The organism is Clostridium sp. CTA-5 (assembly GCF_054768135.1).
Genome location: NZ_BAAAAT010000001.1, coordinates 425,034 through 451,149, shown reverse-complemented (window position 1 = coordinate 451,149; position 26,116 = coordinate 425,034). Strand labels below are relative to the sequence as shown.

Here is a 26,116-nt window from a genome sequence, read left to right as displayed (position 1 = left end):
GATTTAAATAATATTTTTTATTGTATATTAATAAACCTGTTTTTGAGCTACAATCAGTGTAGATAATGTTACCTTAATCATGTAGTAAATTGACTTTATTGGTGTTATAGATGATTTTCCTTTAGATCTCTGCCTCATATTAACACCAATTTCCTTAACCTTAAGTCCATTTTTGCATGCATATACTATTGTTTCTACTTCTGGATAATCCTTTGGATAATATTTGGCAAAAAGCCTTATTCCTTTTTTATTAATTAATCTGTAACCAGAAGTTGTATCATAATAATTACTTCTGCATAAAACAGAAACTAATTTTGAAAAATATCTTATACCAATTGCTCTGAATGTACTTGGAATATAATTTGTTTTTTCAACAAATCTTGAACCTATAATCATATCAAAATTGTTTGTTTCCATTTGTCTTATTAAATTTGCTAAATCCTTTGGGTCATGCTGTCCATCTCCATCTATTTGAACTGCTACATCGTAGTTTTTATTTAATGCATATATATATCCTGTTTGAACTGCTCCTCCAATCCCTAAATTTTCACTTAAATTTATTACTTCCACCCCTGCCCTTTTCGCTTCAAAATACGTATTGTCTTTAGAACCATCATTAATTACAATGACATCTGCAAATACATTATTTTTCTTTATTGAAGTAACTACATTATAAATATTTTTCTCTTCATTATAAGCTGGTACTATAATCAAACACTTCATAACTTTACTCCTCTTTCTACACTTCTAACTATGTTTTTATTTTAGTAGCAAAAATAAAAGAACTGTTTATAAAATTTATGAAGAAATTATGAAGTTTAAATTTTTATCTCCATTTATAAATATAAATAGTTAATTATTATGAATTGGACTATTGGAGATTATCCAATAGCTTTTTCTTGTATTTGCATCTTCCCACGCTTTGTATTTATTGATTCCTAATTTAGCTAGATTTCTCTGTTTAGTGCTAATCTTCTTCCATTGTTTCCATATGCAAACTCTTAGTCTCCTTCTAAGCCATTTGTCTAGTTCCACTAGCTTTCCGCGTGCGTTAGCAATTCCATAATAATTATTCCACCCTCTTGTGATTTGATTTAATTTTAATAGCCTTTATTCCGTGCTAATTCCTTTATTTCTGTTAGTAAAGAATTTAACCTTTTCCTTAAATCTATTTATGGATTTCTCATGGATTTCTCATGGATTCTTATTTCTGCTCCGCTTTTCAAAAAGTAAAACAAAAATCCTAAAAATTTTTGTTTAGATACAAAGTCTACTGTACTTTTATCCTTATTTACTTTAAGTTTTAGCTTATTTTCAAGTTTACTCATAAGAATATCATGATTAACTTTATCAAAGAACTTCTCTGAATCCATATCTACAACCCATTTATTTCCTTGATTTATATATTGTTTTGATTTCCTTATAGCATCCTATGCTCCTCTACGATGACGGAATCCGAAACTATTTTCAGAAAATAAAGATTCATATTTTAGATAATACCTAAGTAATTGCCTGTTGAATCAATCTATCTTGTACAGTTGGTATTTCCAGAAGTCTAACTCCACCATCTGGTTTAGTAATTTCTTTGATTTTATCCAAAGTTGTAACCTTCTAATGTTCAGTCCTTCATCCGCTACCGCGTTTAGCGGAATTACTATGACTTCTGCTGACTTCTGATAAATTCAGTTATGCATCACTATATAAGTTGTATTTAGAAATTTTAATTCTTTTAGTACATATCTATCAGATCTCCCCAGGTGAGACCACATACCTTCACCTCATCCATCTGCCACATTTACTCTTTCTGTTTCGGATAGTTATTTGGCTTTACTTTGTTTGGCAAGTTTACCCACCGAATTAAACCTCAAATGTGATTCGTATACCTCAGACCAAGGCTTTGCCGCCGACTTCCTTAGATTCCACCTCACAATCGACACCCTTGTCTTAAGCTAATGGTTGCCACTATCAGCCCCATTACGGACTTTCATCGATTAGCATGTGCCAATGGGCACACCAAAATAAAAGGCTCAGATAATTATTAGAACCTTTTATAGTTATAGTAGCAAAGTTTTTAAATTTTGTATTAACAGCATCTGTAGTTATTATCTGCAGCTATTGCGGAAAGCCTTGGGTTGGTAATAGTAACAGACGCATCAGATGTAGCTGTAGTTGCTACTAATGAATAGGTGCAGCATTCATGGTGGCAAGTGTCACAGTCACAGACAAAGAAAGAAAATGTTGAAGTGCCAGAAAATCCAGGTGTTACAGGCTGTCCTATATTTGTAAACGGAACTGAAAAAACCAACTGTGGTCCAACTGGTATTGGGTTACGTTGATTGTCGCAAAGTTTAAATAGCTGGAAGTTTACAACTGTGCTATCAATAGTGCTAGGGCTTGAATAAGCTAAATTACTTGCAAATTCAAGCTTTACACATGGGTCACATAAGCAGGAAGTATTTAAAGTAAGAGTACTAACAGTAAAAGTAGTGCCTGCTAAGGTATCTGGAGTTATTGATATTGCACTGCCTGGTGTTCCGCATTTTAAGATAGTCCTGTTTTCTTTATGGCAAAGTTTATTACATTGGTAACAGTCATCATCATGTTCCGGATTATCTGCAATAATTGTGGCTAGCCTTGCTGCGAAAATGCCAACATTACCAATAATAGGAGTAGATTCACCAGGTGAAACAACAATACTATAGGTGCAGCATTCATTTGGACATGGATCACAATCACATACAAAAAATGTGAACATATTGGCAAAAAGAGCTGCTATCGGTTGTGTAAAAGAAAATCGTGGACCAATAGCAATTGGTAGTTGATTATTACACGATCTATATAATTGAAAGTTTAAAGTTCCTCGAAAAAGTGTTCCAATTATATTAGAGGTAAATTCAAATATTATACATGGATCACAAAATTTAGAAGTATCTATGGTGATAGTAGCGGCAGGTACAGAAGTTTCTATACTCGCACCATTAAATAATAATGCCTGACCAACCTCTCCGCATTTTAGTATTTGTCCGCACGAGTCACTGCTCTTATTACTATTTTCATAATCATCCTTAAAATTAGCCTTTGATAATAAATTCATATTGTTCACTCCTCTACATTGAGAATTTTAAAAATTCAACTTAACAGTGCTATTTACTTATAAAGAACAGGTTAATTTAGATGTAGAAACTATAATTTACCTAACTAAAGTTATCTAATATAGAATATGCGATAAATGAATAAAGGTGATTATTTCTTATAGACATTTATTTGGCAAATGCTGATTTTAAATGTTTAAAACCTTTTTCATGGTCATGGCTCACCCTCATTAAATAAAATGAATATCCATGAGAATCATACGCACAAAAGAAAAGATGCGAAAGTCATCATCCCACATCTAAATCAAGCTCACAGCTCCAACGTTTCAAACCATTTGAATTTCAACATTTAAGGCTTTTGCAACAGGATTACAGCCTCTACATGCCTTGTATACGAAAACATATTGACTCTCTTCCAAAAAACTGTTGCAATATGCTTAATTTTTATAGCAATCTATTTCTGATAAAAAGTGCACACTCAAAGGTAAAAATGCACACCTTCTATCTAAAATTCATATGGATATGCATATCCAATATAAAAATCTATATTTCTAAGATTCAAACCTTAAAAATTCCTGCTCCAAATTCTAAAAAAAACAGCAAAAGCCATTGAAATTAATGACTTTCTATTGTATCAATATTACAAGTTTATGTATGGTGGAGGCGAGGCGTCCCAAACCCCTATCTTATTTTATAAAATCATTTTTTATCACTTTAAAATTGCTAATCTAAACAAACTCCTCCATAACACAAAATCCCTGATTAACAGCAATATTATATACTGGAGAAACTTCTTTTTTTATCATCTTATAGAATTCTTCAATGCTTCTTTCTTCTTTAAATTTCTTAGCATCTTCTATCTTTAATAATTCTCTATACTCTTCAATTTGATTATTTCTTTTAGTATCTATTACAAATGAAAAAGCTTTATATTGTAAGTCACAAAACTTGTCTATATATTTATCATAATTTAATAGATTATCACTTTTCTTACTATTTATATTCTTAAATGTCGGTACCAAATTCCATATTTGATCATGAAGTACAAAGCTCCAAGGTATAAAATGATCCATGCTTATAACGCCATAATGATCATAATTTTCTTTTGTAAATTCTAATCCTGTATAAATATCTTTTATATTTTCTCTCTGTATTATTTCCTTCCAAATCTTTGTTTGGACTGTAAAATTCCTATTCTTTGGAGCTTCAAGTTTCATTGATATACCTGGCACATTAGGATTTCTTTTTTGTAGAAATATTACAAGCTTATAATATGCCCATCCTTGAAGTATTCTGTAATTATTTTTTAAATAATTGCACCAATTTTCTCTAATTTTAATACACTTTTCTTTATTTTCATTTATATAAATTTCATAAACACATCTTTCATCTTCTTTTGAAAGAGTTTCAATTATTTTTTCAACTTTTGATTTTTCTCCTGATGTATGTTCTTTAAAAAATGGAGATAAAAATCTATAAGGTACATTATAAGTTAAATCCTTAAGCATCTTATTTAATATCTTATCTTCAGATGTATATATAAAATCCAGTAACTTTTTCTCATCATAATTACTTCCTAAATTATATGTATCCTCAATATAATTAACTACCTTAACTAAATTATCACATAATCCAAAACTAAGCTTATATTTAAGTATTGGATACCATGCAAAAGTTACCATTCTGCTTATAAGTTTTTTAAAATCTATATCAAAATTATCAAGTTGAATTTCTTCTAATAAAGCTAAAAGCCAATACGTCTTATATGTAGCAACCATTTTATTATCATCTAATACTGCTGAAAATGTTCTATAATCTACTTCAGTACTATATGGCACAAAACTTATTTCTTTAGGTAATATGATGCCTTCTCTTTCTGTATCAATCTTGTTCATTAAAAATTCTCCCTCATTTAAATCTCTTCATGAATATTTTACCATAATACTCTGCCTTATTATTTTAAAATGATAAAAAAATAAGAGCCTAAACTATATAGACTCTATTTAACGCTAACCACTTCAAAAGACCTTTTTTCTGCTCCATACCTACCCATTTTATCTTCTTTGCAATATTTAACTTTCCAATCACTAAAAAAATACTTTATATCATCTTCATTAAAAAATCTCTTATATCCAGCATTAGTTAAATAAAAATGCTTTTCTATTTCTTTTCCTTCACTTGCTCCATAGTTAAAATCATTTAAAGAATTAACTCTACATATTAAAACGCCATCATCTTTGAGTATCCTCTTTATTTCCTTTAATATGTTTTTTGTAGTTTCTTCATTAAAATAATGTAATGATAAATCAGCTATTATCATACCAATACTTTCATTTTCAAAAGGTATTTTATATGAAACATCAACATTTAACACTTTTATATCAGGAATATTCTTTTTTACAACTTCTAATGCTTCTTCACTATTATCACAAGCTATTATGTTTTTATATCCTCTTTCTATTAAATATAATGAATCCGCTCCACTTCCACACCCTAAATCAAGTATTACATCATTTTTATGTTTTTCTAATATATCTTGAAATTTGTCTAACCATAAATCAAATATTATATCTTTATTCTTAATATTTTTATAAACTTCATTCCAGTATTTATTATTATTTTGCATAATGCTCTCCTTATTATATTTATTTTTTTAATCATATTTTACCATATTTTATGTAATTACTTAAAATTAAGAATCTCACATATATATTTATAACCAGTTGTAGAGCAAAAAATAAGAGCCTAATTACATAGACTCTACTTCATGCTTATATATTATTCTTTTATATTTCACTAAAATCATGTTTAAATTGTTTTACTGTATATTTAATATTCTTTAATAAACTTAAGTTTAAATCAAAAACATTCGAGCAAACCATGAATGTAATTTCAACACATTGTTTAATATCTAATAAATAAGATGCATCACCTTTTGTATAATTATCTAACATTTTTTCAATTAAAGCTTTAATTGAACCTATACCATTTCTGATAGAACTCTTATTGTTTAAGGAACTGCTAAAATGATCTTTTAAATCATCATAATTTTCTAATAAATAACTTTGCAAGTCACGTTCATACTTTAAATGATATGAAATATTGCCCATTGATCCTAATATATGAGCATTGCAACAAAAATCACATAGATAATGAACAACTATTCCTAACTGCATTGAAGAATAAGCATTAAATGTTTTAACTGATGTAAGGTTTTCTATCTTTTCAAGCACATAACTAAGAGATTTTTGCCTATAATGTGGATGTGTTTTAACATGCCAACTTTGATCAACCATAACAAGTCCAAAATTAAACATAAATTTTGAAAACCCTTTAGGAATGTTCTTTATATTATTATTAAATGCAAGTTCCGCTAATTTAACATGAGTTCTTACTTTCATTCTAAATGATTCACCCCTTATTTCTTCCTAAGTAAATACAGTATAGAATACAAAGATAAACTATAAATAAATTAAACCTAAACTATTTATAAACTAAACACTGTTGTTTCTTTTAACTATTTCTAAAAAGTCATTTCTTATTTCTTTTTATATAATATTATTACATCTTTTATTTTGAAGATTTTTATTTATATTCTCTATATGTTTTAATTTTTTAATATCTATATTTCACCATAAATAAAGACTAGAAAACCTAAAGAATTCTAGTCTTTATCTGTATAATTAAATTATTTTCCATATTCATTTTTTATAATTAAATATTTATATCCCCACCATGTTTTATTAATATATCTTTAATAACATCATTTTGGCACAAATACAATGGGGTATGTCCTGCATTATTTTTTGAATTTATATTTAAGCCCTGAGAAATAAGAATTTTTAAGAAATCTTCAAAAGCTTCAATATTACAATCTGAATAATCATTGTGTAATATAGTATTCTTATATTTATCAGTATGTTTTACATCTGCTCCATATTTAATAAGAAGATTTAAAAGCTCTGTAGAATAACTAAAATTACAGTAAAACACTGGAGTTTTTCCTGATATATTTTCAGCATTAACTTCAGATCCTTTATCTAAAAATAATTTAACAATATCAATTTTAGGATTTGCTCTTGCACATATTCTATGTAAGGGTGTTTCTTTAAAATAACTTTGATGACTATTTATATCTGCACCATTATTAACTAAAAATTCTATTACTTCAAAATAATTATTTTCACAATTATCTATGGCAAAGTTAAGTAGGCTTTTATCATCACATTTTTCATTAACATTGCCTCCATTTTCTATAAAAGCTTTAAGTTCCTCCAAATTCCCCTCTTCTATTATCATTGAAATAGTTTTTGGCCTTGAACCAAATAAAATATCACAAATTTTCATTGAAAATTTCCTCCTAATATTTAATATATATATTCTAATTAAGTTATTACATTTATAATATTTTATATCATTTATATAGAAAATTATATGTTTAATTAATAATATCTAGTTAGAAGCATATATATCATAATTTTTTTATATAAGTTCCTCTCTATACTGGTGAATAATACTATTTATAAATGTTTTAAGATTTATATTAATGAACAAACTTTCTTGGAGCTTATATATTATAAATTAATTATAATATGTTTTTATCAATCTTTTTATATTTTTCTTCATTTATTATATACAAATTTCCATATTAATATCATTTACCATTACTATTCTTATTAAAACAACGCTATGTTTTTTAAGTAAATGTTGATATTGGAGTATAATCTATCTATCTTATAAATTAAAAAATTCCCAACAATACTTACATTAAAGGTATTGTTGAGAATTTTAGTAATGAAAATAGAATTCTATATTAGATCTTAAACTTCACCTTATTTTTTTATATAAAATTACTTTTTTATGTTATCATCTCTTTATAAATTGACACTTTTACCCCATAAAACAAATAACTTTAAATTAATTATGGCCTTCCATATATTTTACTAATCTATTATAATCTTCCGTTGTGTCTGCATCTAATGTACATCCAATATCTTTAACAGGAACTGTTGCTATCTGATCTTGAAGTTGTTTCCAAATTTCTCTAAGTCCACCTTCTTCATTAAACTTAAGAATGTAATCTATACATTTTGATGAAATCAAAGGTGGATGCTTTTTATATCCATCAATAGTTGGGAATGAAACCATGGCATGTGTTCTGCACATATTTTCTTTTACTGCAAGAAAAGTTTTAGTATTAATGGCTGGCATATCCCCTGGAAGAAGATAAAATGCATCACAATTATCTAATGCCGATATTCCAATTTTAATAGATGTTAGCATGTCAGTTTCTGCATAGTTTTCATTTTTCACAAATAGTAATCTTAAAGGATCATATTTATTGCAAAGCAAAGATTCAACTTCTTTAGCTCTATGTCCTAATACTACAACTACTTTATTTACACCAGCATTAAACATACTATCAATACTGTTTTCAATAATAGTTTTTCCTCTCAAACTCATAAGAGGTTTAAACGCTTTCATTCGACTAGACAATCCTGCTGCCAGTATTACTCCATTTATATTCATTCAACTATCTCACTTTCACTAAAATATAGTATTACAATGCTTATAATATATATGCTTCAAGTCTAAATTGTTCAACACAAGAATAAATAGCTATTAGATTTATTGAACACTTGTTATTGTAAAACATATCTATTATTTATTTTTTTGACTTTTTATAAAATGTATCTCTCAATGGGAAATGAGTACGGAATTTACCATCTAATCTATAATAAGCATGTGCACAAGCAGGTGCTGTTGGAATTAAACATAATTCTCCACAACCTTTTGCTCCATAAGTTTCAGGAATTTTTCCTTTAGCTTGTACGAGAATAACTTCAAGTTCTGGAGCATCCTTTGCTCTTATAAGTCCTAATGTTCCTAGTTTTGTCTTAGGATATCCTCCTTCAACTTTAAATTCTTCTGTCAAAGCATAACCTAATCCCATAACCATACCACCTTCAATTTGTCCTTCAACAGATTGAATATTAACTGGTGTTCCAACATCAAATCCTGCAACTACTTTTACAACTTTTCCTTCTTCATTAAGAACTACAACCTGAGCACCATAGCTATAACTTACATGACTAATTGGATTATCTTTTATAGCTCCCATTGGATCTGTCTTTGCAGAATACTCTCCAAAAAATTCTCTACCTTCTAAGTCTTCTAATGTTAATCCTTTATCTAGTTCTGCTTTTAATTTTTCAGATACTCTCCTTACCGCCTCACCTGTTACTACAGTTTGCCTTGAAGCAGTACTAGTTCCTGAGTTAGGTGTACGAACAGTATCTGGTCTTTCATGTATAGTAAGAGCTGGATCTAAACCAGTTGTTTCACATAACACAGTAGTACACATTTGTGCAATTCCTTGTCCCATACAAGCTGCTGAAGTTCTAATATGCACTTTACCATCTTCAATAGATAAAATACAACGACCAATATCCTTATGTCCTACACCAGTTCCACTGTTTTTCCATCCTATAGCAATACCTGCATATGGATTTGATTCATATACATCTTTAACAGCTTCCAAGCATTCTACAATAGCAACACTTTCATCAGCTATCTGACCATTTGGTAATACTTGACCTGGACGAATTGCATTACGATAACGAATTTCCCATGGTGAAATACCTACCATTTCTGCTAATAGATTAATATTACTTTCAGTAGCAAAACAACTTTGTGCTGCTCCAAAACCTCTAAAAGCTCCACTAACTACATTATTAGTATAAACTGACATTCCAAGTATATCCATATTTTGATAATTGTATGGTCCACCTGCATGAGTACATGCTCTTTCTAATACTGGGCCACCAAGAGATGCATATGCACCAGTGTCAGCAATAATAACAGCTTTCATAGCAGTTAAATAACCGTTTTCATCACAAGCAGTTGTCATTTCTATTCCCATTGGATGACGTTTAGTATGATAATTTAAGCTTTCTTGTCTTGAGAATTTTACTTTTACTGGTTTTTTAGTATACCATGCCATTAATGCTGCGTGGTGTTGAACACTCATATCTTCTTTACCACCAAAGCCTCCTCCAACAAGTTGAGCATGAGAATGTACTTTTTCCATTGGAATTTGAAGCATAGTTGAAATTTCACGTTGTTCATCATATACAGATTGTGAACTAGTATATAGCAAAAGGCCATCTTCTCCTTCAGGCATTGCAATTGCACATTCTGGTTCCATAAATCCATGTTCTTGATATGGTGTTTGATACTTTCTTGTTACCACATATTTAGAATTTTTAATTGCTTCAGCTGCATTACCACGTTGAAGCATAGCACGACTCATAATATTTCCATCAGAATGAATTAAAGGTGCATCTGATCTTAAAGCATCTGTTGGAGAAGTAACTGGTTCTAATTCTGTGTAATCGACTTCAATAAGTGCGCAAACTTCATCAAGTTTATCTTTATGATAAGTTGCTACTAATGCTAGTGCATCTCCTACATATCTAGTTGTTTCTCCTTCAGCAATCAGTACATCCCAGTCTTGCTTTATATGACCAATAACATTGTTTGGAACATCCTTTGCTAATAAAATTTTAACACAATCTGGATGAGCTTCTGCTTTACTTATATCAATTTTATTTATAATAGCTCTTGGATATTTAGAATGAACTGCTTTTGCATAAATCATTCCTGGCAATTCAATATCATCTACAAAAATACCTGTTCCATTTACTTTTTCAGTTGCATCAACACGTTTAAATCTTTGTGCCATCTTTAATTCAGTTGGATTAGGGGCAATTTGAATATTATTTCTAAAATATTCTGCTGCCATTAAAATCGCTTCTTCAATTTTCTTATATCCTGTGCAACGACAAATGTTACCATTGATTGCTTTCTTTACATCTATCCTAGTTGGATTAAGATTAACATCTAATAAAGCTTTTGCACAAATCACCATACCTGGAATACAGAAACCACATTGAACTGCTCCTGCTTCTGCAAAGCAATGTTCATAAACCTCTTTTTCTCTAGGACTTAATCCTTCTACAGTTAAAATCTTTTTCCCCTCAAATTTAGATACTTTTTGTATACAAGCTTTTACTGCTTTTCCATCAACTAATACAGTACATGTACCACATGCACCTTCACTACAACCATCCTTTGCAGAAGTGATTCTCAAATCATCTCTTAAAAAAGATAGTAGTGGCTTGTCTATCTCAGAAATTACATCTTTACCATTAACATTTAATTTAAACATAAATACCCTCCTATTTAGAATAATTTAACAAATTATCTTATAATTATTATAAAACGGAGAATATTTTCCTTCAAATTCTTTGTAAAAAGAACTTGTTTATATAAATTTCTAAACTTTTAAAAATAGTCTTTTAAATTCACCTTTTGCATATTGACGCACATTCTCTTCAAACTGCTGATATTTTTTTAAAAATTCTATACCTTCTTTTGTTAAATAAGTTTTTCCACCTTTATTGCCACCATGTTTTCTTTCAACTACTGAATAACCTAGCTCTTCTTCTAACTGGTTTAACATATTCCATGCTTTACTATAAGACAATGCCATATGTCTACATGCACCTCGTACAGAGTTCATATCATTAATTAAAATTAAAAGTAATTTTGCTCTTGAATCAAAGAATGAGGATTCTTTTTCTATACTAATTTTAACAAAAGGATGTAGTATGCGTTGATTATGTTTTATTAAAAGTTCATCTAACTGATCAATATAATCTGTATCATAAAGAATACCTTCATCTTCTACATCTATCCATTCTCTTGTAACCCCAATATTTTTAATAGATCCTCGCATTCCCATATTTCCATCATATTTTAGAATTCTAGGAATTAATTCAGAAGAGATCAAAAGTGGATGTCCAGACTTTCCATGATACGATGGAGAAACCAATCCTTTACCACATTCTATCATCATTTGAAGTGTCTCTGTTGTAAACATCGGAATACTTACTGGAGTAAATATTACCTGCTCACATTTATTCTGTAAAAAATCTAATCCTATCTTTGCAGAATCAAATTTTCTTGAACTTTCATATTGATTATTTTTCAAAAATATAACTCCATAATTAGCTAAATCACGCTCAATTTCATCAGCATTATGTCCTGTAATTATTACAATTGGTGAAATAGAGGCCCTCTGGAAAGTTAAAACAATCCTTTTGATTATAGTAATAGAACCAATTTTTAATAATGGATCAGAACTAATCCTTTCTGATGGTTTTCCAGCAGCAACAATTATTCCACCTGTTGTTTTCTTCCCCTTTTTTTTCATATCTATAACCTCTTACTCTACCTAAGTAGTATTATCCTATTTGTAAACTACTTTTTACTTATTCGATTTAAAATCTGATTTATTATGCTGAATTTCAACACATTTGATTTCATATTAATTTTATACATTATTTCCATAGTTTTCAATAACCCCTCAATTAATTGTTTTATTTTATAGTGTAAAAAAAGTGCTCCTCTTTACAATAGACATTTTTATTATTTTAAATATCTACCATAAGAGGAGCATATTAATTATTTATTAAAAACCTTTTTTATTTTTACCATTGATATCGGTTTACTCCACCAGTCTCATCATTTGAAGTATCAAACCAGCAATCTAAAAGTTCAAACCAATTTCCAACATCATTGATTTTAGGAGTTTGTCCATCTTTGCACCAACTTAATTTACCATATAAATAATTATCTTTAATAATAGTTGTATCTATAGAATTATACCAGCTTTGACCTTGCCAGCAAGGGAAACTTATATATGAAAATGAATCAGTGTATATTTTATTTCCATCTGGTAAGAAAATACTCATTCCATTTTTACCTTCAGTAAAGCCTTTAAATTTACTTCCAGCATATGAATACACTATAGTATTATCTACATTTTTCATTACTTTTTTAGCTAAATCCTTAATATTGTCACTAAAATTATAGCTTTCAGTTATACTTTGACATAAATCATATAAATCAAAATATGGATAAGCCATCCATTCAGCACTACTATTTTGGTTAAAATAATTAATTAAATTTACTTTTCTATTTTTTCCTCTAAGATTTTCAATGTCAGCTTTTTTATTTTCTTTCCATAAAGCTCTAGAAAGCTCATCTACAGAATCTTTTACATTTTCTATTTTTCTTAAATCAAAACAACTTAAAGCTTGATTATTAACATTAGCTTTTTTAACTGAATCTCTTTGAGCTTCAACCATTATTGCTCCAAGCTCAAGATCTGTAACCTTTGAAGGATCAAAATATTTTTCTCTTCCTCCTAAAGTTAAATCTCTTGTTCCATTATCTCCACCACCAGATTTAAGACGACTAAATATTTTTTTATAATCAAATCCATATCCCCAAACTACAGGTGCTGATGCAACCATAACATTTGCAGAAAAGCTACCATTTCCAGGTCTATATTGATAAGCAACTTCTGCTGTTCCCATTAAACATGCATCATAAGCTAATACATCTACAGATTCATCTTCAGTTAAAGTGTCAGTTATTTCAGCAGTATATAAACAATCGTTATCATCTGTTTCATCCCAACATACTGCTTTTGGGTTTTTAACTTCTTCCTCTTTCTTATCATCTCTTGCTCCACCACCATGATTAGAAACAATAAGTGCATATTTATCAGCAGGATATTGATCTTTACAAGAATCTATAAATTTCTTTAAAGTATTTGCATCACCCATATTTGCTTCATAATCACTTGTTTTAGTTATTTCCGAAAATTCATTCCCACCATCAATCCTAATAGCTTTATTTCTTTCGATTTTATACATTCTTGTATCAGAAAAGTCTTCCCCTAATACACTTGAATCATTAGAATAACCTTCATTTCTATCAACTAAAGCTATTAAATTTAAATTTGGATTATCAACATACCCTTCTTTCATCTCCTGAAGATCTAGTAATAAATTAGGTTCTAAATTATTATCTGCATCACAATAGAACATAATAGTTAATTTTTTATCTTCATTTTCAGCCTTAACTTTGTCTTCATATTGCAATGCTGCTTTGGTAGTAACATCCATATTAATGGCATCATTAATATTATAAGAATCGTTAATAGGAATAATATTCTTGCCTATTTCATTTGTAGCTTCCTGTTCAGTTATGTTTGTTTCTTCAGGAATTTCTGTAGCTGCATGTACAGGCATCGACGTTAACAAGATGCTCCCCAATAACATCATAGCAGTTAACATTTTTAATTTTTTATTCACTCATAAGCCCCCTTTTAAATTTTCTATTTATGGAAAATATTCCATTAAAATCATATTATCATTTTTTATAAAAATAAAAAAATTATATTTTCTATGAATTCCTAGAAAATAACTCAAAAAAACGTTTAAATTTATATTTTATTAATTATTTTACATAAAAACACATTTATGTAATTGCGTTACTTTTTTTTGCTCTGTTATCAGTTTTTAGGTATATATTTTGGTTATTATAAAAATAATCTTGACAAACAAGACATGAAATTACAACTCTTAATGAAATAAAAACCAAAAAATAAAAATATGTATGTTAATTCAAATATTAAGAAATAATAAGTTGAACTGCAAATCTTAATATATATGAAATTGTAGTTTTAAATCTATCTTATTAAAATTTTTAATTTTATTAAGCCTAACTTTTAATCTCTACTTTAAATATACATAATAAATTTTTAGAAAGGTGTTTTTTATGGAACAACAAAACTATATAGAAAGTAAAATAAAAGAAGAATTAATTCAAAATGGAGGCACTTTAACTCATGATTTTTCGAATAATATTCATTATGAATATATATTAAATTCATTAGGAGGCAAAGAACTTTTAAAATCAAAATTTCCAATAGTTTATTCAACATTAGAAGAAACAAGAAATATAGCTTTAAAGACTAAAGATATTAATTCTAATAATTTATCAGCAGAAGAAAAAGATAATATGTTTGATTGTCAAAAAATTGATTTTATTCATTTCCCTCAGACTTCACCACATAACAATTTAAAAGGTAGCACCCCATTTTCTATTGAGTTTGGGTTAACTGGTAATTTTATATATAAGCAATTATATGTATCAGCTATTGGAACTTTAAAAAATGATGATAATGAAATTTTTGATTTTTCAGAATCCATTGATGATACTAGTGTTTTTAATTACAACCCTTTAGTAAACTTAGAAGATTATGAAGTATCTAGCAATGATAATTTTTTAGTTCATAGTAAATTTTGTTGGGCTACTGAAATAAACGGTAAACCTTTAGTAAGTTTTACAACAACTGAATATAAACAAAACTATAACGAAGCTATTAATATAGATAAAATGATAAAAAATATTACAATAGAAGATCCCATGAATACAAAATCTGGAAGACCAGAAACTTATGTTGTTTATAATCGTTATGCAACAGGATTTGATTATAAATATTCTAATGTTGTAGACCCTACTTCAACATTTTCAAAGATAATGATGCCTTTTAAGGGTAGTTTAGAATCTACTGATTCTTATAGGATTGTTGGTATAGATAAAAATGAAGACTTTTCATTAACTCTTACTTTTAATAAGCAAGGTTTAGGATCTTTTTATAACGGTACTCTTCCTAGTAATTTTTATGACTTTTTTACATTAAATAATGATCAAACTAAATTATCATGGCAATTTCCTGAGGATTGGAATTGTAAATTTTTTCTAGACCGTTTTAAAGGCAATCATTATCCTGTAATAGACTTTGAATGTAGTATGTATATAAGAATGTATCACATTTCAACTCCTGAAAATATACAAACTATAAAAGTCAGAATATCTAGCAGAAAAGATCAATATCCTACAAAAAAAATTCCAAGAATACTTCTTTATTGGGGATGCATAGGAAAAGATACAAATATAAAAATGCCTGATGGTAAAAAAAGGAAAATATCTGAACTTAAAATTGGTGATACAGTACTCTCTAGTACTGGAAGAAATTTAACTATAAAAGATATAATTACTGGAAAAGAGAATCTTATGATTTATATTGAAACTCATAATGGAAAAAATGTAATTGTTACGGATACACATCCTATTTTCACTGAAAAAGGACTTAAACGTGTTATGGATTTAACTGCTGCTGATAGCATCAAAACTGAAAATGGTTTTGAAAAAGTTAAATACTTATACCCAATTGAATATAATGATATTGCTTATAATTTAAGGTTTGATGATTGTAATGGCTTAATCTGTAACGGGTTAATATTAGGAGATTTTGAAACTCAAAATAGTGAAATACCTGATTTATCTGAACCTAAACAATATTCCAAAGAGTCACTTTTATTTAGATCAGAATTTAAAGAACTTTTAAATTCTTTAAAGGAAAGGAAGTTAAAAAATGTCTAATAAACAAAAAAGTGCTTTCTATTCATTACATATTAACAATACAGATGAAGAAAGTTATCTAGAAATAGAACCTATAAATCTTCCAATAGATAAAAACGATTTTTCTTTCGACATTTGGTATTATATCAATGGGCAATCTTCAGAAATTCTCTCTCAAAAATCTGGTTTTTCAATGGGTATAGAAGAACAAAATTTATTTATATATCACCCCAATGTCGGAAAATTTTTTATAGATAATACACATACTATGTTTAAAGTAAAGGAATGGACTAATGTATTTGTTTCCTATGATAATGAAAAGCTTACTGTAGCCTTAAATGGGATCTATATTTATTCTAAAGAAATTAAAAATATAAGACTTCTGACAAATGAAAGTATAAAACTTGGAGCAAAATTTTCAGGATATTTAAACTCATTTAGAATTTATAAAAAAGCCTTATATCAAAATGATTATAAAAAATACCTATTTGAACAGACTTATACAAAGGATATGAGTGATCTTTTAGGATTTATAACATTTTCTCAAAATCCACCAATAGATTTAACACCTAATAAATTAATTGTTGAATTTACTGGAGAATGTAATGTAACAGATTGTATACATGTATATAGTGCTCAATGTGAAAATGGTTATGGTTACGCTAAACTTGAAAGTTCATCAGAACTTAATCCTGGTGGTTTTGAAAATGGTAAATTTTCTATTTATGCAAAAGTATATATTAGACCTTCAAATAAAGAAACTCAAGGAATACTATCAAACGGTTATTTTGATAAAGATGATACTATTGCTATATATACAGAACGTATAGATTATTACTCAGTAAAAATTAAAATAAAAGTGGGTAATAATGAAATCCTTATAGATCAAGCTTATTCTAATTGGATTGATTTATTAACTTCTTATGATGGAAATAAGTTATGCACCTTTATAAATGGTGAGCTAAAAAATGAAACTTTAATTAGTAAATTTAATAGATCTTCTTCTGGTGATGTTAAAGTTGGAAACATGTTTAAATCTACTGACAATGAAGAGAGTTTTCCTTTTGATGGCTATTTAGCTACTATAGGTATCTTTGATAAAGCTCTTTCACAATCTGATGCCAGTGATTTTTTCAAAAACCAACCTTTTATTTTTGAAGATGGTATTAAAGCATTATTTAGTTTTGATAAAGGATTAGCTGTGGATTTAGTATCTTCAAAAGATTTAACTCTTACAAATAATGGATTAATGATTGCACAACATACTGTTGAAGAGTTAAATGAAGAACCTTATAAATATAGAGTAACTAAAAATTTCTCTAATTTATCTGACATAAATAAATGGAAAACTAACGTTATTGCTTCAGCACTTGTTTCTTATTTTGAAAATTCCTTTGGAATAAAGTTTAATTTCGAACCAAGTGGTACTGAAAAGTTTCCTCCATATTTTCAAGATTATATATATAGAAATTTCCGTTATAAAACTAAATTTACTCCACTATTTGCTGAAGAAATAAAACCAGATGAGCTTACTAGACAAAAACTTATAGGTAATGCTGCAGATGCCTTGAAGGAAACACAAATACATAACATTATGATCACTGGTTCAACTAACACCACTAATAATATTATAGCCGGTGGTTCCTCTTTAGCCTTAGGGGCAATGTTTATAAGCGCAAGTACTCCAGCACTAGAAAGTTACTCAGGATTATTTTTAGTAGTTTCTCCACTAATAATTACTACTCTATTAGATGTTATTATAAAGATTATTGATAGATCGCGTGAATATAAACCTTCTGGTGATGAAGATGACGATGAAGATCGTGAGTACATAATTCAAATATTAGAATTATCATTGCAATCAAATCCTGATAACTTTAAAGAAAGCGCTATATATTGCCAAAACTATCTAGGAACTATTAACCCTCCAGAAGTAATAAGAAAAAATACTAATAAAAAATATGGAGTATATATTGCAAATGAGGTAAGTGAAAATATTAAAGTTAAAGCAAAATTTAATCTTATAGTAAAAAAAGGAAAGAAAAAACCTTCTTACAATGTTGTCCTAAAAGGATATGCTAAAGAAAGTACTGCTTTTTTTAATGAATTACAAGGAAGTGGTACTTTTAGTGAAGGAGAACACACTATTGAACTTACTACACAAAAAGTTCTTAATAGGTGTACAGATGGTATATATAAATATAATACTGTTTTTTCTTGGTCTTATTCAGTAGATGATTATCAAGATACTGATAATGATACTACCCTTAATATTTACACTATACCTTTTATTCCAGCACTACCTATTTGTTTAGATAAAGCAATGCCTAAAGACTACCTTAATATAGATTACATAGATTTAGTAGCGCAACCACCTAAAATATGCACTATGAATCCATCAAATCCAAAGCTTGGAGTTACACCTCAAATACTTGCTGAATACGTAAAAGTTGTACATAAGCTTTCTCAATTACGTTATTGTAGTTTCGGAAGTTCTACTTTTCATTATTTTGATATTAAACATTATGGAAATTTTGAATATATTGAGTTTGATAAAACTGCATTTAATTTAGCAATGTATAATGCTACTGAGAGTAATCCCGTTATAGCTGATTGTGTTGCTTATGCTGCTATATTACAATATTATTTTCGTACACTAGGAGCAGCAAATTCGTTTATTATAAGAATTACACATAGGGACTATATTCAATATAGTACTGCTCTTGGGTTACCACTTAATCAAGATTTAATAGCAGCTGGGAAAAATCCCCAACAACTATCAGGAGAGTTTAAATTTCATATGGTAGTTATGGTGCCTCTTCAAGAGGGAAGATACTTAATTTATGATGCATCACTTCGCTCTTACGAAAGATATTTTGATGGAATAGAATATAAACACATAATGTATAATTTTGATATTGAGCAACGGGATGTTGGCAGTTATTTACATAGTGTCTTTAATATGAATACGTCTTGTAAAATTCATGAAATTGTAAGATTTGTTGAAAAGCCACCAGCCCCTATTATTTCATAAAATTACTCCTTTTATATTTATTTTATTAAAAGTATGCTAAAAATACCTGATTTAATTCAGGTATTTTTATTTATTAATAAAGTGAGTATTTCTTTTTATTAAGTCATTCCTGATAATTTAATATTTTTTAACCAGTCTTGTAATATCACTTCTATTTAATTTTTTTCTCTTTCATTCGTAAAAGGTATTTTACGTTTACTTTAGTTATTTTAATAATATATAAATTCACATATCTTATGCATGACTGATTCAAGTATACTGTTTGTCCTTCTCACATTTTATTTTGATAATAAAATATATGCCCTAATGTCCTCTATTTTTATATTATATAACTCATTTAATCTAAGTCCAAAATTTAAAAATAAAATTACTCTTCAAAATACTCTTTTTATTTTAGATTATTAAAACAGAATTTTCTAATAAAGAGTATTAAAATTTATAAAAAACTTCTTTATAAATTTTTCATAAGTTTAGTTTACATTTTTTAATACACCTTCCTTTTATTATACAGAAGGTTAAAAAGTCCATTTAAATTAATCTTCAAAATAAATTTAGTTTATAAGGAAGGATGATAACTATGAACAATCAAACTAAAAAATTTAATGCAGTATTTGAAGGGGGTGGCGTTAAGGGAATAGGTTTTGTTGGAGCTTTAACTAAACTTGAAGAAGAAGGTTATTCAATAGAAAGGTGTGCTGGAACATCAGCTGGAGCTATAGTATCAGCACTTTTAGCCGTAGGATATACAGCTAAAGAAATAAAAGAAATTATGATTAATACAGATTACAACAACTTTTTAGATAAAAATATATCTATTCTTAGCTCAGGTAATATTTTAGAAAAAGCTTCTCATATGTATAATTTATTTAATGATAAAGGTTTTTATAGTGGTGATTATTTCGAAAAATGGATGAACAATCTACTTAAGGCAAAATCAAAAACAAAATTCAAAGATATATTTGTAAACGGAAAATCTAAACTTAAATTAATTGCTGCTGATATAACTAAAAGCACTATGTTAATTTTCCCTGACGATCTTCCAAAATACGGAATAGATCCTATGGAATTTGAAATATCAAAAGCAGTAAGAATGAGTATGAGTATTCCTTTTTTCTTCAAACCAGTAGAATTACAAACTAATAAAGGAACAAGCTTTATTGTAGATGGTGGTATATTATCAAATTTCCCTATATGGATATTTGACTCAGAAGAAAAGCCTGAATACCCTACCTTTGGTTTTAACCTTGATGAACAAGAGTTAAGTTATACCGCTCAAGGAAAAACAAACTTCTTATACTATTCATATGATTTAGTTAATACTTGTATTTTTAGTCACAAAAGTGAAGATAGATATATTAGAGATAAAGACTTAGTTAGAGTAATAGATATACCAACTCTTGGAGTAGGCACAACTGAATTTGATATATCTAAAGAAAGAAGCTTAGCATTATATCAATCTGGATATGATAGTACAGAAAAATTTTTAAAAGAATGGGATTTTAATAAATATGTACAAGCTTATAGTATATATAAAGAAGCTTAATACATTTTAATTATTGGCTGTGTTTTAAGTGAATGTTGATATTGTAGTATAACGCTCATGGACAGGGGAATTTACTTTAAGAACTCTAAAATAAAGCTTAGTCCAATTAATGCATGCTCCCAATCAAAGATTACTGACAAGCAATTAATTGTACAAATCTTTATTAAGAGTTCTAAAAAGCAAATTCCAATGCCAGTTCGCTATTATACTAAAATATCAACACTGTTTTAAAACATAGCCTAATTATTTAAACTCTTATAAAAAAATTGGAATATATTATTATAAAATTGAACCTATATAATAAACACTTATAAAAACAATTTATTTATATAGGTTCTTTTTTCAATTTATAAATCAATTTCTTTAATATGCAGTTTTCTTTAATTTATTTAATATCTTTATAATAAATAATAAGAGTCTACATAAGCATAGGCTCTTATTAATATTCTTATTTACTATATATTTTAATTCCATATTTATCAATTTGTTCTTTTACCTCTTGATTTAAAAAATCATTAAATAAAATACCTAAAGAATATATTACAATAACGTCATCTATATTCTCTACTATTAGTAATTTCCATTCTCCATGAGCTTTATACTTAAAATTAATTTTTAATATAGTATGTTGATTTTAAGAAATCCCCTTAATTAAGCTTCCAATTTCCTGATTTCTCTCTTACTTCCCAAAACTTTTTATATACTCCTTTTTCTTTAATTAATTCATCATTTATTCCTTTTTGTATGACTTGTCCATTTTCCATTACTAAAATCTGATTTGCTTCTTTAATTGTAGATAGTCTATGAGCTATAACAATAAGAGTTTTATTTTTAACTAATTCACTAATAGCTTGTTGTATATAGAATTCATTTTCAGGATCAATGCTAGATGTTGCTTCATCTAATAAAACTATAGGGGAATCCTTTAATATAGCACGTGCAATTGATATTCTTTGTTTTTCTCCACCAGAAAGAGATGAACCGCCTTCCCCAATAATAGTATCAAATCCATCAGGCAAATTTTTTATAAACTCATAGCACCTTGCCTTTTTAGCAGCTTCTTCTATTTCTTTCATTGAGGCATTATATTTTCCAAGCCTTATATTATTGGCAATAGTATCATTAAATAAATATACATTTTGAAAAACTATAGTAATATGTTTTAATATAGAATCACAACTCATATTCTTTATATTAACTCCACCAATTTCAATTTTACCTTTTTCTACATCCCAAAATCTTGCAATTAATCTTGTTATAGTAGTTTTTCCACAACCTGAATGTCCAACAATAGCAGTCATACTTTTTTCTGGAATATGAAAAGATATATTATTTATTACTGTTTCATTATCGTTATATCCAAAACTTACATTTTTAAAATCAATATTGAAGGAATTTAAATCTATGTCTTTTGCATTTTCATCAATAAGTGGAAATTCTTTTATCTTTTCTATCCTATTTAAAGAAATCTCTAGCATTCTAGTTAATCCTGTAATACTCCCCAACGCTTCAACGGGTGTATAAATACTAAAAATAGCTACTAAAATAACAATCATTTTAATAATAGATAAATTTCCATTCAAGACCAAATACGGTGATAAAAACAGAATTATTCCACAAGCTATTTTTAGTGATAAAGAAAATAAAGTATTTAACGGAATAAATTTTAATTCTAGATTGCAATTAGCTATACTATATTCATCAAAAGATGATTTTATTCTGCTATTGCTATTATTGGAAAGGTTAAATAATTTAAATATTGAAATGCCTTGTATATATTCAAGAACAGAAGATACGACTTTTACTTGTGCTTCTTTTTGAGTTTTTGTAAGCTCTAGAGCCTTCTTTTGCATTAGGTTTAAGATCAAGATTGCTAAAAATAATCCTATTAAAAATACAAATCCTATTTTCCAATCAAATATTATCATAGCTATACATATAACAAATACATTAATTATTGAATTAAGCATTTTATCTAACATAAATGGAGCTTGCTTTTCAACAAGTTGCATATCTGATGTGACAGTATTAGTTAATTCTCCCAGATTGTTTTGATTAAAAAATCCCATAGGAACTCTTTTTAACTTTTCTCCCATATCTAGACGTTCTTTTGCAATCATTTGATATCCTGTATGTCCTTGTAATCTATAAGTTGTAAATTTGCAAATTATTCTACCAACAATTCCAACTAATAAAATAACAGTACATTTTATTATTACATTTATTTCAACCATTGGTTCTATAGAGTTATTTAAATTAATTCCTTTAAAAAAGTAGAATATTGCAATCAATGGAAATGATTCAAATATTCCATCAATAAAGCTATAGATAAAACTTTTCTTAATCTTTGAAGACATATTCCCAGATAAATTTATAATTCGTTTTAATGTTGTAAACATTGTTTACCCTCCTTTACACTCCAAGATTTTGAACCTATATGAGCTTCCCACATATCCTTATAAAGAACAGAAGTTTTTAATAATTCATTATGATTACCTTCACTTACAATTCTTCCTTTATCAAATAAAATAATTTTATTTGCATTTACTATTGTTGATAATCTATGAGCGATTACAATAAGGGTTTTGTTTTTTGTTAAATTATTTATAGATTTTTGGATTATCTCTTCATTCTCTGGATCTGTAAATGCTGTTGCTTCATCTAAAATTACAATTGGAGCATCCTTTATCATCGCTCTTGCAATTGCAATTCTTTGACGTTCTCCACCTGAGAGTAATTCACCTGCATCACCAACTTTAGTTTCAAATCCTTTAGGTAATTTTGATATAAAATCTAAGCATCCAGCATTTTTAGCAGCAAATTCTATTTCATCATCTGTTGCAAGTTTATTACCAATTCTTATATTTTCTCTTATGGTCATATCAAATAAGAAATTTTCTTGAGAAACAAAACTTATTTTATCCATTAATTGTTTAAGTGGAATATTTTTTATATTCTCTCCCCCAACCATAATGTTGCCTTCATTCACATCCCAAAATCTTGCAATCAATTTTGCAACAGTTGATTTACCTGCTCCAGATGGCCCAACAAAAGCTGTCATCATCTTTGGTTCTATTTTAAGAGAGATATCATGTAATACATTTTCTTTTTCATATCCAAAATTAACATGATTAAATTCAATGCTATCATCTTTTAAATCTACATTTTGCAAATTTTGTTGTAATTCTTTTGTAGAAAGTATTTCTTTTAATTTGTTATCAGTAAAAATAATGGTTGGAATATTATCTGTAAACTCAATTAATTTCATGATTGGTGGAGCAATTCCTAATGATAAAATCATACCTATTATAAAAGTTGAAAGTTCAATCTTATTATATCTTAGAAGAATAGCTCCTGTAGGTAAGACAAAAGCAATACTAGATGGCATTATTATATTATATGCACTCAAATAGAGCCAACAATGAGAAAACCATTTTGTCATTACATCTCTGAAATGTATTACAGAATTGCTGAATTTTTCTATAGAAGATAGGGTTTGATTAAATGCTTTTATAACCTCCATGCCATTGATGTATTCAACTGTACTTGAATTTAAAAGAGCTTTTCCCTCATTAAATTCCTTAAATATTTCCATTGCACCGCCTTTCATCATAATAGCATAGATTATAAAACTAATAATTATTGGTAATAAACTTGCTAAGGCTAAACGCCAATCTACAATAAATAGATAAATTATTATAGAAATAAAACCTAATAAATTTGAACTTATTTCTGGAATTGCATGAGCTAATGGATATTCAAGTTGCTCCATATCGTCAATAATAAGTTGCTTATATTCACCAACTTTTTTCTTTTTTAATTCTCCCATAGACATAAAAGCTAATTTATCAACAATCTCATATCTAAAAACATTAATTGTGTTATATGCTAATTTATGTGATATAGCAGTTGATAAGTTAAATAATATAATTTTTAAACAAAATCCAACTCCCCCTATTATTGATAAATAAATGATATTAGAAATCGTACCAGTTTTTAATATCATTACTGTAAGTATTTTTGTCACAATAAAATATGGGATTATTCCAAATATTACACTAAAAATAGATAATACAATTGAAAGTGTCATTTTTCCATTATACTTTTGTACAAATGAAAGAATCCCAGAATATTTTGTTTCTTCCATATTTGCCCTCCTTTTTAATGACTATATTTATATTTTTAGTCATTTAACAATTTAACTATACCTCTAAATAATATTTTTATCAATAAAAATATTGAGAATAATTCTTAATTTATATTTAACAGATTTTAAAAAAATAATAAACCATTATGCTCGTCTATTTTGTGTGATATTTCGTCAGCAAATTTAATCAATAAATCACTATTAACTAAATTTACTTCCTTGTCTGACTCAAAAGATACAACGCCTCTTTGATCTATTGTTTTATTTCATCTACCTTAATTGACATGTAAACCATATTATGATAACGTATTAAATGACTAAATTTCATTATATATTCATATATTCTAAGGAGTGAAAAAGTTATGCCGTTAATTTTCGATGAAGAAACAAAAAAACATTTAAGAAAACAAATGTTAGAGAATGGCTTTCAATTAATTAAACTTTATGGGTTAAAAAGAACAACTGTTGAAGATATAACAAAGAAATCAGGAGTAGCAAAAGGAACTTTTTATAATTTTTTTAAAAACAAAGAAGATTTCGTATATGAAATAATAATTTTTAAGAGAGATAAAGCAAAAGAGGAGTTTCAAAATTTATTAGATGAATCTAAACAATTAAACAGAACACAATTTAAAAAATATTTAGAAATATTAGTATTCGGTGATTATAACCTTTTTGTATATCTTAATGATGCTGAAATTGCTATGTTAAAAGCTCGCTGGCCGCAAGAATACCTTATAAATGAAAAAAATGATGAGAATACTTCATTATGGATTTTAAAACATATTAATAATATTTCAGAAAATTGTAATTGGAAGGTTTTTTCAAATTATATTAAATCTATTGCTATAATTCAAGCTAATAAAGAACAATTACATAAAGATGCATATAAAGAAACATTAGAACATTTTATTAATAACATTTTAGATTATGTTTTTATATAATATTTTTTCTTT

Annotated in this window: 18 protein-coding genes; 4 read left to right on the top strand and 14 right to left on the bottom strand. The window is 27.6% G+C overall.

From position 1 onward, the window contains the following. Positions 1–27 precede the first annotated feature (27 nt). The 12 genes from ACYUET_RS02000 to cloSI all read right to left on the bottom strand — a co-directional run bounded on the left by ACYUET_RS02000 (position 28) and on the right by cloSI (position 14,302). Complete coding sequence (locus ACYUET_RS02000; RefSeq protein ID WP_460277511.1) at positions 28–723, bottom strand: glycosyltransferase family 2 protein; 696 nt, start codon at positions 721–723, stop codon at positions 28–30. Positions 724–852: 129 nt separating this feature from the next. Further along, positions 853–1,089 carry a group II intron maturase-specific domain-containing protein gene (locus ACYUET_RS01995; protein WP_460278230.1) on the bottom strand — a complete coding sequence of 79 codons (237 nt, stop codon included), beginning with the start codon at positions 1,087–1,089 and terminating at the stop codon, positions 853–855. A gap of 83 nt (positions 1,090–1,172) precedes the next feature. After that, complete coding sequence (locus tag ACYUET_RS01990; RefSeq protein ID WP_460277509.1) at positions 1,173–1,373, bottom strand: hypothetical protein; 201 nt, start codon at positions 1,371–1,373, stop codon at positions 1,173–1,175. A 710-nt stretch (positions 1,374–2,083) separates the two neighbouring features. Further along, entirely contained in the window at positions 2,084–3,094 is a 1,011-nt protein-coding gene (locus tag ACYUET_RS01985; RefSeq protein WP_460277507.1) for a DUF4489 domain-containing protein, read from the bottom strand. Between the two features lie 726 nt (positions 3,095–3,820). Beyond that, positions 3,821–4,987, bottom strand: a complete 1,167-nt coding sequence (locus ACYUET_RS01980) for an HNH endonuclease domain-containing protein (protein ID WP_460277505.1) — start codon at positions 4,985–4,987, stop codon at positions 3,821–3,823. Between the two features lie 104 nt (positions 4,988–5,091). After that, positions 5,092–5,718: a class I SAM-dependent methyltransferase gene (locus ACYUET_RS01975; RefSeq protein ID WP_460277503.1), complete on the bottom strand. Its 627-nt coding sequence runs from the start codon at positions 5,716–5,718 to the stop codon at positions 5,092–5,094. 160 nt (positions 5,719–5,878) lie between these two features. Further along, positions 5,879–6,493 carry a zinc dependent phospholipase C family protein gene (locus ACYUET_RS01970; protein ID WP_460277501.1) on the bottom strand — a complete coding sequence of 205 codons (615 nt, stop codon included), beginning with the start codon at positions 6,491–6,493 and terminating at the stop codon, positions 5,879–5,881. 313 nt (positions 6,494–6,806) lie between these two features. Further along, a complete protein-coding gene (locus tag ACYUET_RS01965; protein WP_460277499.1) occupies positions 6,807–7,439 on the bottom strand; it encodes an ankyrin repeat domain-containing protein in 633 nt (210 codons plus the stop codon). A gap of 570 nt (positions 7,440–8,009) precedes the next feature. Then, positions 8,010–8,621: a nucleotidyltransferase family protein gene (locus ACYUET_RS01960; protein ID WP_460277497.1), complete on the bottom strand. Its 612-nt coding sequence runs from the start codon at positions 8,619–8,621 to the stop codon at positions 8,010–8,012. A gap of 136 nt (positions 8,622–8,757) precedes the next feature. Next, positions 8,758–11,322: a selenium-dependent xanthine dehydrogenase gene (gene xdh, locus ACYUET_RS01955; protein ID WP_460277495.1), complete on the bottom strand. Its 2,565-nt coding sequence runs from the start codon at positions 11,320–11,322 to the stop codon at positions 8,758–8,760. A gap of 108 nt (positions 11,323–11,430) precedes the next feature. After that, positions 11,431–12,369, bottom strand: a complete 939-nt coding sequence (locus ACYUET_RS01950; protein WP_460277493.1) for an NTP transferase domain-containing protein — start codon at positions 12,367–12,369, stop codon at positions 11,431–11,433. 277 nt (positions 12,370–12,646) lie between these two features. Then, the gene (gene cloSI, locus ACYUET_RS01945; RefSeq protein WP_460278229.1) at positions 12,647–14,302 is read right to left on the bottom strand and encodes a clostripain; all 1,656 of its coding nucleotides are present in this window, start codon (positions 14,300–14,302) and stop codon (positions 12,647–12,649) included. A 484-nt stretch (positions 14,303–14,786) separates the two neighbouring features. Here cloSI and ACYUET_RS01940 point away from each other — a divergent pair, with 484 nt between their 5' ends. From ACYUET_RS01940 to ACYUET_RS01930, 3 genes are all read left to right on the top strand, one after another. Then, positions 14,787–16,457, top strand: a complete 1,671-nt coding sequence (locus ACYUET_RS01940) for a Hint domain-containing protein (RefSeq protein WP_460277491.1) — start codon at positions 14,787–14,789, stop codon at positions 16,455–16,457. Beyond that, the gene (locus ACYUET_RS01935) at positions 16,450–19,470 is read left to right on the top strand and encodes a LamG-like jellyroll fold domain-containing protein (protein ID WP_460277489.1); all 3,021 of its coding nucleotides are present in this window, start codon (positions 16,450–16,452) and stop codon (positions 19,468–19,470) included. Before ACYUET_RS01940 ends, ACYUET_RS01935 begins: the two co-directional genes overlap by 8 nt. 577 nt (positions 19,471–20,047) lie before the next feature. Next, on the top strand, positions 20,048–21,013 hold the full coding sequence (locus tag ACYUET_RS01930) for a patatin-like phospholipase family protein (protein WP_460277488.1): 966 nt from the start codon (positions 20,048–20,050) through the stop codon (positions 21,011–21,013). 647 nt (positions 21,014–21,660) lie between these two features. On the opposite strand, the gene ACYUET_RS01925 is transcribed toward ACYUET_RS01930, so the two are convergent. Both ACYUET_RS01925 and ACYUET_RS01920 read right to left on the bottom strand, forming a co-directional pair. Next, positions 21,661–23,412 (bottom strand): ABC transporter ATP-binding protein, encoded by a 1,752-nt coding sequence (locus tag ACYUET_RS01925; protein WP_460277487.1) that lies wholly within the window; start codon positions 23,410–23,412, stop codon positions 21,661–21,663. After that, complete coding sequence (locus ACYUET_RS01920; protein ID WP_460277486.1) at positions 23,397–25,160, bottom strand: ABC transporter ATP-binding protein; 1,764 nt, start codon at positions 25,158–25,160, stop codon at positions 23,397–23,399. The genes ACYUET_RS01925 and ACYUET_RS01920 overlap by 16 nt, the downstream gene beginning before the upstream one ends. 362 nt (positions 25,161–25,522) lie before the next feature. Here ACYUET_RS01920 and ACYUET_RS01915 point away from each other — a divergent pair, with 362 nt between their 5' ends. Continuing rightward, entirely contained in the window at positions 25,523–26,104 is a 582-nt protein-coding gene (locus tag ACYUET_RS01915) for a TetR/AcrR family transcriptional regulator (protein ID WP_460277484.1), read from the top strand. The last annotated feature ends 12 nt before the right edge of the window (positions 26,105–26,116 follow it).